Genomic DNA, 12,506 nt, shown 5'->3' on the forward strand with positions numbered 1-12,506 from the left:
GGGCCTTCAGACGGTGCTGGCACTGCTCGTGAACGGGGACGCCGCGGACCGCCGCTCGAAGAACCCGGGCGCGGCCTGGCCGAGTTCGACGTAGGCGCGGAGGCAGAAGGCCAGCCAGCCGCGGATGTAGTCGCAGCCGGGCCGGCCCCGCCGGCTGACCTCGTGGTAGCAGCCGCCGCCGCACAGGTATCGGGCCCAGCAGGACCGGCAGGGCTCCTGCCGGTCCACGTGGCGCTCGGCCAGGTGCCGTCGTCGGGCGACGGCGTCGGGTCCCGCGGCCAGCGACCCCATGGCGAAGGCGGGGTCGTCGACCAGCCGGTGGCAGGCGTACAGGTCCCCGTCCGCGGACGCGCTGAGATACCCCGCACCGGCCCCGCACGGGTAGGGGCGGTGGGCCCCCCGGTGCAGTTGCTCCATGGCGGTCTGGAAGTTGCCGAACGGGTAGGCGCGTCCGGCCGAAAGCTCCGCCAGGGCCCGCTCGCCACATGCGGTCATCTGGTCGAGGAAGCCGGCGAACGCCTCGGCGGTGATCTCGTACGCGGCATCGGGGGCGCTCACCACGGCCCCGAAGCCGACCTCGTCGAAGCCCAGCGCGATGCCGTGCTCGAGGACGTCCAGCAGTCTGCCGGTGTGCGGAGTGACGCTGACGCGTGCGGAGAGGTGCCGGGGGCGGCCGTGGCGGGCGAGCGTGTCGAGCCCCGCCCGCAGCCGGTCGTACGCGCTGGCCCCGCCCGGCGCCCTGCGCAGCGCGTCGTGGCCGGCGCGGTCCCCGTCCAGGCTGACCGTGACGGTGAACGGGTGCTCGGCGAACAGCGCGGCGTCGTCGGGCCGTACGGTCGTCAGGTTGGTGGTGAGGGAGAAGCGGACCCGGTGGCCGGTGGCGGCCCCGGCCCGGACGCCGTACCGGACCACCTCGTGCACCAGGTCGCGGGCGAGCAGCGGCTCGCCGCCCATGAAGCCCACGACGACGTCCGAGCCCGGAGCGGCCTCGGCGAGCAGCCGGTCCACCGCCGCGAACGCGGTGGACCGCGGCATCGCCCGGGCGGTGCCCCCGAACCGGCCCTCGTCGGCGTAGCAGTGACCGCAGCTCAGGTTGCAGGCCTGCATCACGTTGAGGGAGATCGAGGACAGCGGGGGCGGTGCGGCGGGAGAGCCGTCGATCCGCGGCGTCCCCCACAGCGGGAGGTCCAGCTCGCGGGCCAGCTCTTCGAGGGAGCCCTCCGGGGCGGAGAGCCACTCCTCCAGCCGGACCGCCAGCGCGTCGGGCAGGTCGTAGAGGCGGCTGCCGTCGACGACGAAGAGATGGGCCCCGTGCGCACTCCGGACGACCCGCACCTGTGCTCCGGGCCCGTCCAGGAGCCGGCCGGCGGCCTGGGCCGGCAGGTCCGGGGGCCGCCGCCCGATCTGGAGCAGTACGCTCACGTGCCCGGCTCCGTCCGCTCGCGCAGGCCCTGGGCCCAAGCGGTCAGCAGGTCGTACTGCCGCCGGGTCAGGTGCAGCGGCCCGGCGTCGGCACCCCGCATCCCGATCGGCATGCGGCGGTCGGTGTAGCTGGGCGGGAGGTCTTCGGCGGGCGGCCGCACCACGCGATCGAGCAGGTCGGGTTGCTCACGCACCATGTCTTCCAGTGCCTCGAGCGCCACGAAGCGGCGGTGCCGCCGGCGGCCGCGGTCGGTGAGCGCGAGGATGACGCCGGTCAGCGGCTCGGGAACCGTCCACGCGACCCCGTCGTAGGTGTCGAGGACGCGCTGGTTCTGCACGTCCACGTTCATGTTCCCCATCGTCTCGAGGATCCGTTCGAAGAGATCGCGGATCTCGAGCGCGGTCCGTCCCTCGTCGGCGACGTAGGCGGGATCGCTCACCTCGGCCCGCTTGACCCGGTCGGCGAGTCCGTCCGCGAGGGAGACGAAGGGCCTGCGGTCCGGTGCGAAGTCGGGTGGGCTGGCGACGATGCGGGCGGTGGCGGTCAGGCCGCCCGGCAGGGTCACGGTGACCGTGCCGTCGCAGACGTCGTCGACCATGCCCAGGCTCGCCTGGATCTGACGCTCCGCCCCCGCGAAGAGGCCGGGGGGCGAGGTCCGCTCGTCGTCACTGATGTCACTGAGCCGCCACGTGCACCACGACGCCTCGGGATTGAGGACGAGCCGCTCGGGTGGGAGCTGGTACGCGGTGTTCGCGGCGAGCTCGGCCAGGTTCGTCGGCCCGTACACGAACCCCTTCCCCGGCGTGAACCGCAGCCGCAGTTCGGGGAGTTCGGCGTTCGGTGCGGGTACCTGGACCGAGCCGAGCGGGACGGACGCGCCGGTCGGGACGAGCGGCTGGGCGGCGCCCTGCGGGGAGTGCCCGGAGAGCGGGTGGCGCTGGTGGTCGTCGCCCCGGACCTCGACCTCGGCCTCGACGCGGTCGTCCGGCTCCTGGGTGAGGTGGTGCGCCTTGAGGTTGGCGACGGAGACCTGCCAGCGCACGTCGCCGAGGCCCAGCCCGAAGGCGGCGAGGACGTCGGCGGTGAGGACCCCCGTGCGGGTCTCGCCCTCGGCGGTGGTCCAACTGCCGTGCACCTCGAAGAACGGGCACACCGGCCGCCAGCCGTCCGCGTCCTTGAACAGGACCTTCTGCGGCGTGCGGGTGGTGAGGGTGCCGTCGGCGGCGAGGTCGAGGCTCTCCACCGGCTCCGCGGTGGTCTTGCCCGTACCGCGCGGGGTCAGGTCGCTCGGTCCGTAGCGGTAGTTGTCGCAGGGCACCGGCGAGGAGCCCAACCGGGCGATGGCGAGGGGTGGTTGAAGCCAGATGCGGTCGATCACCGGCACCTCCTGGCGGGCGTGCCGCCGGCGGGGCGGCGGTGTGCGGCCGACCCCGGAGCGCGGTCCACCCCGTGCGGTAGCGTAACGGGACGTGATCGAACGTACGAGATTCGTCACCCTGTGTCACGCGTGACACGGCGTCGTCGTCGCCGGTGCCCCTCGGGGGCGCCGGTGGGCGGGCGCCGGACCGCCCCGCTCCGGCCCGCGCGCCGGCCCGCCCCGGTGTGGGGGCGGGCGCGCGTTCGGTGCGGGGTCCGCGCACGTTCGGTTGCGGTGGCCGCGCCCGCCTCCCGCCGGCTCAGTCCCCGTCGACGACCTCCACGGCGACCGGTGTCCCGGCCTCCACCGTGCGGCTGACCGTGCAGAGCTTGTCGTGGGAGGTCTTCACGGCGCGGGGCAGGATCGCCCGGGCCCGGTCGCCGCCCTCGCCGTCGGGGAAGCCGACGGTGAAGGCGACCTCCAGGTCGGTCATGAGGTTGCCGCCCTCGTCCTGGACCTTGTGGCCCTCGACGGTGACGGAGAAGACGCTCGGCTCGGCGTGGCGCGTGGTGGCGACGTCCACGTCCGCCGCGGAACAGCCCCCGATCGCGGCGAGGAAGAGCTCGACGGGGCTGAAGCCGCCGGCCGAGCCGGTGGCGAAGGTGAGGGTGTCGCCGCGGGAGTTGGTCGCGGTGAACCGGCCCGGTCCGGTCCGCTCGACGGTGACGGAGCGCAGGGAATCAGTGGTCATCCCCCGACAGTAGCGACGGGAGCCGCCGCGCAAGGACCCGGAATCCCCGCCCCTGTGGCCGCCGTGTCCTTGGATTCGGGGGCCGGAGTGACTCAGGGCATACACCTGAGGGGGTGTGTGCGGTCACGGAGGGTGAGTTTCCGGGGTGGGGGCGGTGAGGCGGCCCACAGGACCCAGGTCACATCCGAGGGGCGGTAGTAGACCTGCGGCTCTCCGTGCGTCCGTCCCTCATGCGTGCCCCACCTGCGGTTCTTTCGCCTAGGCCGGAGCGGGTCGGACGGCTCGTGTTCCGGTGCGGGGTAGTAGGTGGGGTCGTTGCCTCGGGGTCGGGGGCCTGGCTAACTGGTGTTGTCGCAGGGCGGCCGGGGTTCGGCCCCGCCTCGCCGACGATCCCCTCTCCCTCGTGTGAGTGGCTCTCGCACGCCTTCTGGGTGTGTGTGCGACCGTCCTTGTTGTCTTCGGAAGGTTCTACGTGTCCTACGCCATCATCCGCCGCATCGCCACCTCCAAGAAGACCCTCGCGGGCACCGTGGTCGGCCTTGCCGCCGCCGGTTCCCTGCTCGCCACCGTGCCGGCGCAGGCCGCCGCCCCGACGAGCGCCAAGGCGATCGCCCAGCAGATGATCAAGGACCCGGCGCAGTTCGCGGCCTTCAGCAACATCGTCGAGCACGAGAGCGGCTGGGACTACACCGCCACCAACGCCTCCTCCGGCGCCTACGGCCTGGTCCAGGCCCTGCCGGCCTCGAAGATGTCCTCCGCCGGCGCGGACTGGAAGACCAACCCGGCCACCCAGATCAAGTGGGGCCTGGACTACATGAACTCCCGCTACGGCTCCCCGGTCGGCGCCTGGAACTTCTGGCAGGCCAACCACTGGTACTAAGCCACCAGCCGGCACCACCGGTGCCGAGGCCGACGGAATCGATCGCCCACCGCCCCGGGCTGTGAGCACGCGCGGGTGTTAGCGTCTGCGGCGTGGCGGAACACCAGGACGAGACCAGGATCGCCTACGACGGCATGGCCGAGCTGTACGCGTCGATGTTCGCCGACCGTCTGGAGACGCGACCGTTCGCCCGCGCCATGCTCGCCACCTTCGCCGAACTGGTACGCGCGACGCTCACGCTGCGGACCGCCGACGTGGGGTGCGGGCCCGGCCACCTGACGGCCATGCTGCACGACCTCGGGCTGGACGCCTTCGGGCTCGACCTCTCCCCGGCCATGGTCGACCACGCACGGCGGGCCCACCCGGCCTTGCGGTTCGAGGAGGGGCGGATGGAGGCCCTGCCGGTCGAGGACGGCACGCTCGGCGGCGTCCTGGCCCACTACTCCATGATCCACACCCCGCCCGCGGCACTGCCCGCCCTGCTCGCAGAGCAGGTGCGCGTCCTGGCCCCGGGCGGCCTGCTCCTCGTCTCGTTCTTCGCGACCGACGGCCCCGAACCGATCCGCTTCGACCACAAGGTGACGCCCGCCTACAGCTGGCCGGTGGACTCGTTCGCCGAGTTGCTGACCGGGGCCGGGCTCGTCCCGTTCGCCCGGCTGCTCCACGACCCGGCCTCCGAACGCGGCTTCCTCGACGCCCACTTGATGGCCCGCCGTCCCTAGGGAACGTGCGTACGGCCGGCGCGGGCCGGTACCCGTCCCGCCGTCGGGAACGTCGCGCCCACCTGCGAAGTCCCGGCCCGAGGGCACCTTCCCGGCCGCCACGCGGGAGCGCCGATTCCTGAGGGCGTGCTCCGTCGTGTGCCGGACCCGCCCTCAGCGCGGCCCGGGGAACAGGCCGTCGAGCTCGGGGAAGGGGATGGCGCCGGCCAGCGGGTGGTAGGAGCCGGTGCCGTACAGGTTCTGCGCGGCGTGGCGGGTGGCGGTGTACGCGGCCTGGGCGACGCCCGCGCCGAGGCTGACGCGGGCGACGCCGAGGGCGCCCAGCCCGGCGACGTCCGGCATTCCGGGTACGGCCATGACGTTCAGTGGTACGGGGATGCCCGCGGCCAGTTCCGCGATGGCGGCGGGGTCGGTGACACCGGGGACGAAGATGCCGTCGGCGCCCGCGTCCACGTACCCGCGTGCCCGCTCCAGGGTGTCCTGCAGTCGGGTGGCGGGGTCGCCGAGGCCGAACAGGTACGTGTCCGTACGGGCGTTGACAAAGAGGGGTACGCCCGCTCGGTCCGCCGCAGCCCGGGCGGCCGTCAACCGCGCCCTGAGTTCGGTCGTCGGGCGGCTGCCGTCCTCGATGTTCACGCCCACGGCACCGGCTTCCAGCACGCGCGTGACGGTGTCGGCGACTCCGGCCGCGTCCCGTGCGTACCCGCCCTCGATGTCGGCGGTGACCGGTACGTCGACCGCCGCGACGATGCGGGCGATCAGCTCCGGCACCCGGTGGGGAGAGAGGGCTTCCCCGTCCGGATGGCCGAGCGACCAGGCGATCCCGGAGCTGGTGGTGGCGATTGCGGGCGCCCCCGTGGTCTCGATGACCCGGGCACTCGCAACGTCCCAGGCGTTGGCGAGCGCGAGGGGCCGCGCGGAGTCGTGGAGGGAGCGGAAGAGGACGGCCTTGTCCGTGTGCGCTGTGGTCATGCGGTCAGCCAACCAACGACCCGAGGCTCCTGTCCGGCAGGAATCCGACCTCGACGTCACCCGGTCGGTCCCGGCCCGGCCCGGCCTGGTCGGTGGGCGGACGGGTCTTGCCGGACCGTCAACCGGCCCGCTCCGGGCGAGGGTCCGTGAGCGTCGAACCCCTCTCCCGACAGCGGCGCGCGCCGCTACCGTGGCGGTAGGACGTCTTGCAGGAGGAGAGCGTGAGCGCGCAGCCCGAGGAAGCCCCCGCACCGCCGCCGGCCCCCGCGGCGGCCGCCCACCTACGGGCCCGGCTGCGCGAGGACCGCCGTGCCGAGGTGTGGCTGCCCGCTTTCGAGCGGGACTGGGCCAAGGCCGCCGAGGACTCCCGCCACAGCTACAGCCTCGCCCCGCTCCACGACGTCGTACGCGCGTGGCAGCAGCGCCTCGCCGCGGCCCCGGCCGTGGACGCGTACCTGGAGTCGGGCCGCGACGAGACCGGCTACGTGGACCTCGCCGACGTCCTCGGCCCGCGCCGGTGACCGAACCGCTGCGCCGCCTGACCGCTCTGGTCCGTCCCTCCCCGGGGCCAACCCTCCCCCTCCCCGGGGGCTACCCCCACCCCCTCTCCGGGGGCAGGCGCGATCGCCCCCACGGCTCCTCCCCGCGCATGCTGGACGCGGCGGAACACTCCGCCGCATTCCCAGTCGATCCAGAGGAGTTGACCCATGCGCGAGCACGTGCGGACCGGGCCTTGGTGGCGTCCGACCGGCCGACGGACCGGCCGTAGGCGCACGGTGGTCGCGGCCGCGGCCGCGGTGGCCGCCGGCGCGCTGACGCTGGGGGCACTGGCACCGCCCGCGGCCGCCGCCCGGCCGGACACCGTGCAGCGGGGACTCGACTCCCTGGTGCGCGCGGACGGCCTGCCGGCCGCGCTGGCGACCGTCACGGGGCGCGACGGCCGTGCCCGTACGTACACCGCGGGCGTCGGCGAGATCGCCACCGGCTCGAAGGTGCCCCGGGACGGACAGGTGCGGGTCGGCAGCAACACCAAGACGTTCACCGCGGTGGTCGTGCTGCAACTGGTCGCGGAGGGGAAGGTCGGCCTGGACGCCCCGATCGAGACCTACCTCCCGGGGCTGGTCCGCGGGAAGCGCATCGACGGACGCCGCATCACGGTCCGTCAGCTCCTCCAACACACCAGCGGGCTGCCCAACTACACCGAGTACGACCTGCAGCCGAGGTACTACGAGCCGCGCGACCTGGTCGACATCGCCCTGCAGCACGAGGGCCACTTCCGGCCGGGCACGAAGTGGGAGTACAGCAACACGAACTACGTGCTGGCCGGGCTGATCGTGCAGAAGGTCACGGGCCGGCCCTTCGCCAGGGAACTGGAGCAGCGCGTGATCCGGCCCCTGGGACTGCGGCACACGTACTTCCCCGCGCCCGGCGAAACGAGCATCCGCGAGCCCCATCCACACGGCTACTACCAGGAGTCGGCGGGCGGCCCACTGAAGGACATCACCGAAGTGGACCCCTCATGGGGCTGGGCGGCCGGCCAGCTGGTCTCCACCAACTCCGACCTCAACCGCTTCTTCACCGCACTCCTGGGCGGCCGTCTGCTGCCCGCGGCCCAACTGGCCCAGATGCGCACCACCGTCCCGGCGGAGGACACCTTCGGTCCCGGCGCGCGGTACGGACTGGGCATCGCGAGCAGGCCGCTCTCGTGCGGCGGCCTCTACTGGGGCCACGGGGGCAGCATTCCGGGATACGAGACCCGGGGCGGTGTCACGGAGGACGGCCGCGCGGCCGCGATCGCGGTGACCGCGCGGCCGGTCGACGAGGCGCCCCTGAAACGAGCCGAACGGCTCGTCGACACGGCCCTGTGCCCCTGACGACCCGGCCGGGACCGTCCGTCGCCCACCTCGCCGCCTAGGCCGGCCTTGCCCCGGCAACCCGCAGCTCGGGCTCCTCGGTCCGAGGAGAGCAACCCTCCGGGAGAGGAAACAAGCAGCTCAAACGGCAGGTCGACCGGTTCCTGGTCGGCGCCGTTGCGCCCGCAGCGGCCGCGGTGCTGGTGGCGACAGGGTGGTGGGCGGCGGCGTCGATCAGGGGCTGCCCGTCGCGGCACGGCGCGGTCGCGTACGTGGCTCCGTTCTCCGCCGGGACGCGAGCTGCGGGACGTGTCGCTGCACGTACTGGCCGACGACGCCGAGCACGGCCACCTCGCAGCCGAGCAGTACGCGTTCGACCAGGCCGATCAGCTCCCGGCCGCCCGGGCCCGCCGAGTAGGCCATGACCGCGGCGCCGCCCAGAGCGGCCCACGAGAGCAGGCGCAACCATCGGGCCGCGCCGCCCGCGCGGGGGTCGCCGCCGATCCGTCGTGCCAGGAGCAGCCCGGCGATCGGCAGCGCGGTGAACGCCGCGACGGAGGCGTAACGGTGCACGAGCGCCGGACCGCCCAACTGGGCCGTCAGGGGATCCGTCGGCACGACGGCGGCGACGACGAGTCCCAGCCCCCAGACCGCGAGCAGGACGGACGGCACGCCCCGCACGGCGGCCGGCCGTATCGCTCCGGCCGCCGTCAGCAGGACCAACGACGCCACTCCCAGCACCGCCATTCCCGTCTCGATCGGACCTCCGCGATCCAGGGCCGCGAAGTCACTGACCGTCAGGGACGACGCACTGAGGTGCGGATCGGTGTCCGAAGGCGCCCACAGAGCCGCGAACACGGCGCAGAGCACGGCGGACCAGACCCCGAGCGCGAGAAAGCGACCGAAGCGGTGGCGTTCCGAAATCGACATGGCCCCATGGTCGAGCCCCACGAGCCACCGCAACACCGGCAGCACCCGGAGTCGACCCTGACTCCGAACCCCGACCCGCACCGGGGAACCCCGCCCCCCGCTCCCGTCCACCGCGCCTGACCGCGGGCCGGTGCCCCGCGGCGGTGGGCGCCCGGGGCGACCGGCGCGCGTGGGTCGCGGGGGGCTCGGCGCGCCCGGGCCTCCCGGGAAGCCGGACGTTCTAGCGTGGGACGGGCCCACTCCGGCCCGGCGACCGGGCGCCGGCGTGCCGCGACGGTCAGCGGAACCGCCGCCTTCACCGGGGCGGGTGCGGAGCACGCAGAGGACACGTCCCGCCGCTGCCGGCCGCCGGTCCGCGGTCGGCCCAGGAGGAAGACCATGATCGTCGACTGTGCCCACTACCGGGACGGACGCCGGCAGCACCAGGGTCCGATGCCGCTCGAGGAGGCCGCCGCCCGCCGCGGGCAGGGCGGATTCGTCTGGCTGGGCATGTTCGAACCGGGCCCCGAGGAACTGGCCCGCGTACGCGAGAGCTTCGGCCTGCACGAACTCGCCGTCGAGGACGCCCAGGCCTTCCACCTGCGGCCGAAGGCCGAGCAGTACGAGGACGGGACGGAGCTGATCATCCTGCGCACCGCACGCTACGACGACGAGCGCGAGGAGATCGACACCGGCGAGATCAGCGTCTTCCTGGCCGAGCACTTCGTGATCACCGTCCGCCAGGGCATCGCCAGCGAACTGACCGGCGCCCGCGCCCGGCTCGAGCACCGTCCCGAACTGCTACGGGCCGGGAGCAGCTCGACACTGTGGGCGATCCTTGACCAGGTCGTCGACAGCTACGCCCCCGTCGTGGCGGAGCTCGAACGCGACATCGAACAGATCGAGGCCACGGTGTTCTCCGGGGCGGTCGCCCCGACCGAGCGGATCTACTCCCTGCGCCGTGAGGCCACCGACTTCTACCGGGCCGTGCACCCGCTGCTCGCCGTGCTGGCCCGACGGCTGCTGCCCGGCAGGTCGCCGAACGGGCTCCTGCCCTACTTCCGCGACGTGCACGACCACTTGCTGCTGGTCAACGAGGAGGTCGCCGCCCAGCGCGACCTCCTGACCACCGTCCTGGAAGCGAACATCGCGGTGATCTCCGTCGAGCAGAACAAGATCAACCTCAGGCAGAGCGCCACGATGGAGCGGCTGACGATCGTCGCGACCGTGTTCCTCCCGCTGTCCTTCGTGGTCGGCTTCTTCGGGCAGAACTTCGCCTGGCTGGTCCGCCACATCAACACCTTCACCGCGTTCCTGGTCCTCAGCGTCTGCGGCCTGGTGCTGCCCTGCCTCGTGCTGTACGTCTGGCTGCGCCGCCGGCACCGCCACTCGGCACCCCGGGCGAACGACGTGGGCAACGCCCTCCGGCCCGTCCCGCCGGACCGTGCGGCGTGAGAACGGCGGTGTCGGCCCCGTGCGGCTGGCCCCACACGTGGCCGGCCCCCGTACCGCCATGGCCCCTCAGCCGGGCCCGCCCGGCCCGCTGCCAGGAGCGCGGCGTGGGAGGGGAGGGAGGGGGAAGGATGGCAGTGTGACGACCCGGATCCTGCTGGAAGGCCGCCCCGGCTCGGGCAAGACGACCGCCCTCCGCCGACTGGCCGGGCTGCTGCCCGCCCACGCGGCCACCGGCTTCACCACGGAGGAGATCCGGCAGTCCGGCCACCGGGTCGGCTTCGCTCTGGAGACCCTGGCGGGCCGGCGGGAGGTGCTCGCCCATGTCGACCTCCCCGGTCCGCCGCGGGTGGGGAAGTACGGCGTCGACCTGGACGTCATGGAACGCCTGGCGCTGCCGTCGCTCCGGACGCCGACGCCGACGCCGACGCCGACGCCGACGCCGACGCCGACGCCGACGCCGACGCCGACGCCGACGCCGACGTCGACGCCGGCACGCACCGCGGCGACGGGCCGGCTGGTGCTCATCGACGAGCTCGGGCGGATGGAGCTGGCGTGCGAGGCGTTCCGGGACGAGGTCCTCACCCTGTTCGCCACGGACGTCGACGTCGTCGCCACGGTCCACGCACACCGCGATCCGTTCACCGACGCCCTCAAGCGGCACCCCGACATCGAGGTCGTCCACCTGACCCCGGCGAACCGCGACGCCCTGCCCGGGGAACTCCTGGCCCGGCTGCAGGCGCCCCGGACGGGCGACGCGCCGCCTTCCCGCTCCTGAGGATCCGTACGGGGAGTGCCGCACGGTCGACCGGGACGCCGGCCGGACCGCGGCGGCGCGCCGACCGCGGCGCTCCGCCCTACCATGGGTGATGGCGTGAAGAGCGAACTCCCGGTCTCGGGAGCACCCTGCAGGACCGCAGATGCACCCCTCTTCCCCCCTCCCTCCTCGGCTCACCCTCCTGCGCCTGCACGCACTCGACACGCTCTCGGAGCGGCCGGCGCGACAGGACGACTGGTCCGCCTTCGCCCGCCCTCGCCCGCCCCGCCCTGGAGGGAATGGTCCGGAAGGAGACCGCTGGTGAACCCGCTTCTGTATGCCCGGAGCAACCGCATCGTCGAACTGATGGAGCAGCCCGCGGAGGAGCGTGACGCCGACTGGATGCGGGAAGCGGCCCAGCAGGCGGTCCTGCTGGAACTCGCGACGCTCCCTCCGTACCTGTGCGGCCTGTGGTCGATCGACACCTCCACGGGGGACGGCTCCGTCTTCGACACGATCCGCGAGATCGTCTTCGACGAGATGTCGCACTTCGGTCTGGCGTGCAACCTGCTCACCACGCTGGGCGGGGACCTCGTACTCGCCGACGAGAGGGTGGTGCCGACGTACCCCGGCCCGCTGCCGGGAGGCGTACGGCCCGAACTCTCCGTCTTCCTCAGCGGATTGACGAAGGACTCGGCCTACATGTACTCCCGCATCGAGGAACCGGACCATCCGCTGGTGCTGGCGGTGGCGGAGCACACGTCGATCGGGGCCTTCTACACCGCGCTCCTGGAGGCGTTCCGCGCGCACCCGGAGCGGATCACCGGCGCCCGGCAGCTGACCCTGAACATGCCCCATCACGGTGCGGGGAACGACGTCAAGCCGCTGCGCACGCTCGCCGCGGTCGAGGCGGCCATCGACGTGATCAAGGAACAGGGCGAGGGTACGTCGGCCTCGCCCGACAACCCGTTCCCGGGGATGCAGGGAGAACGCGCCCACTACTACGCCTTCCTGGAGATCTTCCACCAGCACAAGCTGAAGGAGAACCCCGTGACCGGGAAGTTCGAGTTCGGGGGGGCGGAGATCCCGATGCCCGACGCCCTGCCGATGGGGATCGTGCCGGAAGGGGGCTGGCCCCGCACGGGGCCTTCCGCTCCGGACGCCGCGACGACGCAACTCCTCGACGAGTTCAACCGGCTCTACAGCACCCTGCTGAGCACGCTGGGAAAGGCGTGGCTCGAGCAGGACGAGTCCGAGGGGCTGGGGCGGCTGTTCGACGCGATAGGGCAGATGTCCGAACTGCAGGATCCGGCCCAACGGCTGATGGCGGTCCCGCTCCCGGACGGCAGCGGCAAGAACTACGGGCCGGAGTTCCGCTTCGTGACCTCCTGACGGAACGTCACGCCACCGCAAGGAGGGGGGAGGGGGAC

At 73.2% G+C, this 12,506-nt stretch carries 12 protein-coding genes and 1 pseudogene; 8 read left to right on the plus strand and 5 right to left on the minus strand.

What is annotated here, in order from left to right; genetic code table 11:
• Positions 1-6: 6 nt before the first annotated feature.
• The 3 genes from ACIQCH_RS00340 to ACIQCH_RS00350 form a co-directional block, all read right to left on the minus strand.
• A complete protein-coding gene (locus tag ACIQCH_RS00340) occupies positions 7-1,422 on the minus strand; it encodes a radical SAM protein (protein WP_402576297.1) in 1,416 nt (471 codons plus the stop codon).
• The gene (locus ACIQCH_RS00345) at positions 1,419-2,801 is read right to left on the minus strand and encodes a hypothetical protein (protein ID WP_402576299.1); all 1,383 of its coding nucleotides are present in this window, start codon (positions 2,799-2,801) and stop codon (positions 1,419-1,421) included. The genes ACIQCH_RS00340 and ACIQCH_RS00345 overlap by 4 nt, the downstream gene beginning before the upstream one ends.
• Positions 2,802-3,099: 298 nt before the next feature.
• A complete protein-coding gene (locus ACIQCH_RS00350) occupies positions 3,100-3,531 on the minus strand; it encodes an OsmC family protein (protein WP_402576301.1) in 432 nt (143 codons plus the stop codon).
• Between the two features lie 472 nt (positions 3,532-4,003).
• Between ACIQCH_RS00350 and ACIQCH_RS00355 the strand changes: the two genes are divergently transcribed.
• Together ACIQCH_RS00355 and ACIQCH_RS00360 are read left to right on the plus strand one after the other, a co-directional pair.
• Positions 4,004-4,411 (plus strand): transglycosylase SLT domain-containing protein, encoded by a 408-nt coding sequence (locus tag ACIQCH_RS00355; RefSeq protein WP_402576303.1) that lies wholly within the window; start codon positions 4,004-4,006, stop codon positions 4,409-4,411.
• A gap of 92 nt (positions 4,412-4,503) precedes the next feature.
• Positions 4,504-5,133 (plus strand): class I SAM-dependent methyltransferase, encoded by a 630-nt coding sequence (locus tag ACIQCH_RS00360; RefSeq protein WP_402576305.1) that lies wholly within the window; start codon positions 4,504-4,506, stop codon positions 5,131-5,133.
• Positions 5,134-5,286: 153 nt separating this feature from the next.
• Here ACIQCH_RS00360 and ACIQCH_RS00365 read toward each other — a convergent pair whose 3' ends face one another.
• Positions 5,287-6,105: an isocitrate lyase/phosphoenolpyruvate mutase family protein gene (locus tag ACIQCH_RS00365; protein WP_402576307.1), complete on the minus strand. Its 819-nt coding sequence runs from the start codon at positions 6,103-6,105 to the stop codon at positions 5,287-5,289.
• A gap of 221 nt (positions 6,106-6,326) precedes the next feature.
• Between ACIQCH_RS00365 and ACIQCH_RS00370 the strand changes: the two genes are divergently transcribed.
• The 3 genes and pseudogenes from ACIQCH_RS00370 to ACIQCH_RS00380 form a co-directional block, all read left to right on the plus strand.
• Positions 6,327-6,626, plus strand: a complete 300-nt coding sequence (locus ACIQCH_RS00370; RefSeq protein WP_402576309.1) for a DUF6247 family protein — start codon at positions 6,327-6,329, stop codon at positions 6,624-6,626.
• A 186-nt stretch (positions 6,627-6,812) separates the two neighbouring features.
• Positions 6,813-7,979, plus strand: coding sequence for a serine hydrolase domain-containing protein (locus ACIQCH_RS00375; RefSeq protein WP_402576311.1), 1,167 nt, complete (start codon positions 6,813-6,815; stop codon positions 7,977-7,979).
• 17 nt (positions 7,980-7,996) lie between these two features.
• Positions 7,997-8,107, plus strand: a pseudogene (locus ACIQCH_RS00380) (transposase); the annotation flags it as partial.
• 85 nt (positions 8,108-8,192) lie between these two features.
• Here the strand turns inward: ACIQCH_RS00380 and ACIQCH_RS00385 are convergent.
• Complete coding sequence (locus ACIQCH_RS00385) at positions 8,193-8,888, minus strand: DUF998 domain-containing protein (protein WP_402576313.1); 696 nt, start codon at positions 8,886-8,888, stop codon at positions 8,193-8,195.
• 378 nt (positions 8,889-9,266) lie between these two features.
• Between ACIQCH_RS00385 and ACIQCH_RS00390 the strand changes: the two genes are divergently transcribed.
• The 3 genes from ACIQCH_RS00390 (at position 9,267) to ACIQCH_RS00400 (ending at position 12,468) form a co-directional block, all read left to right on the plus strand.
• Entirely contained in the window at positions 9,267-10,322 is a 1,056-nt protein-coding gene (locus ACIQCH_RS00390) for a magnesium and cobalt transport protein CorA (protein WP_402576315.1), read from the plus strand.
• Between the two features lie 136 nt (positions 10,323-10,458).
• The gene (locus tag ACIQCH_RS00395) at positions 10,459-11,097 is read left to right on the plus strand and encodes a nucleoside-triphosphatase (protein WP_402576317.1); all 639 of its coding nucleotides are present in this window, start codon (positions 10,459-10,461) and stop codon (positions 11,095-11,097) included.
• 300 nt (positions 11,098-11,397) lie between these two features.
• Positions 11,398-12,468, plus strand: a complete 1,071-nt coding sequence (locus ACIQCH_RS00400; protein WP_402576319.1) for a ferritin-like protein — start codon at positions 11,398-11,400, stop codon at positions 12,466-12,468.
• The last annotated feature ends 38 nt before the right edge of the window (positions 12,469-12,506 follow it).

It is taken from the genome of Streptomyces sp. NPDC093225 (assembly GCF_044753805.1).
Classification (GTDB): Bacteria; Actinomycetota; Actinomycetes; order Streptomycetales; family Streptomycetaceae; genus Streptomyces.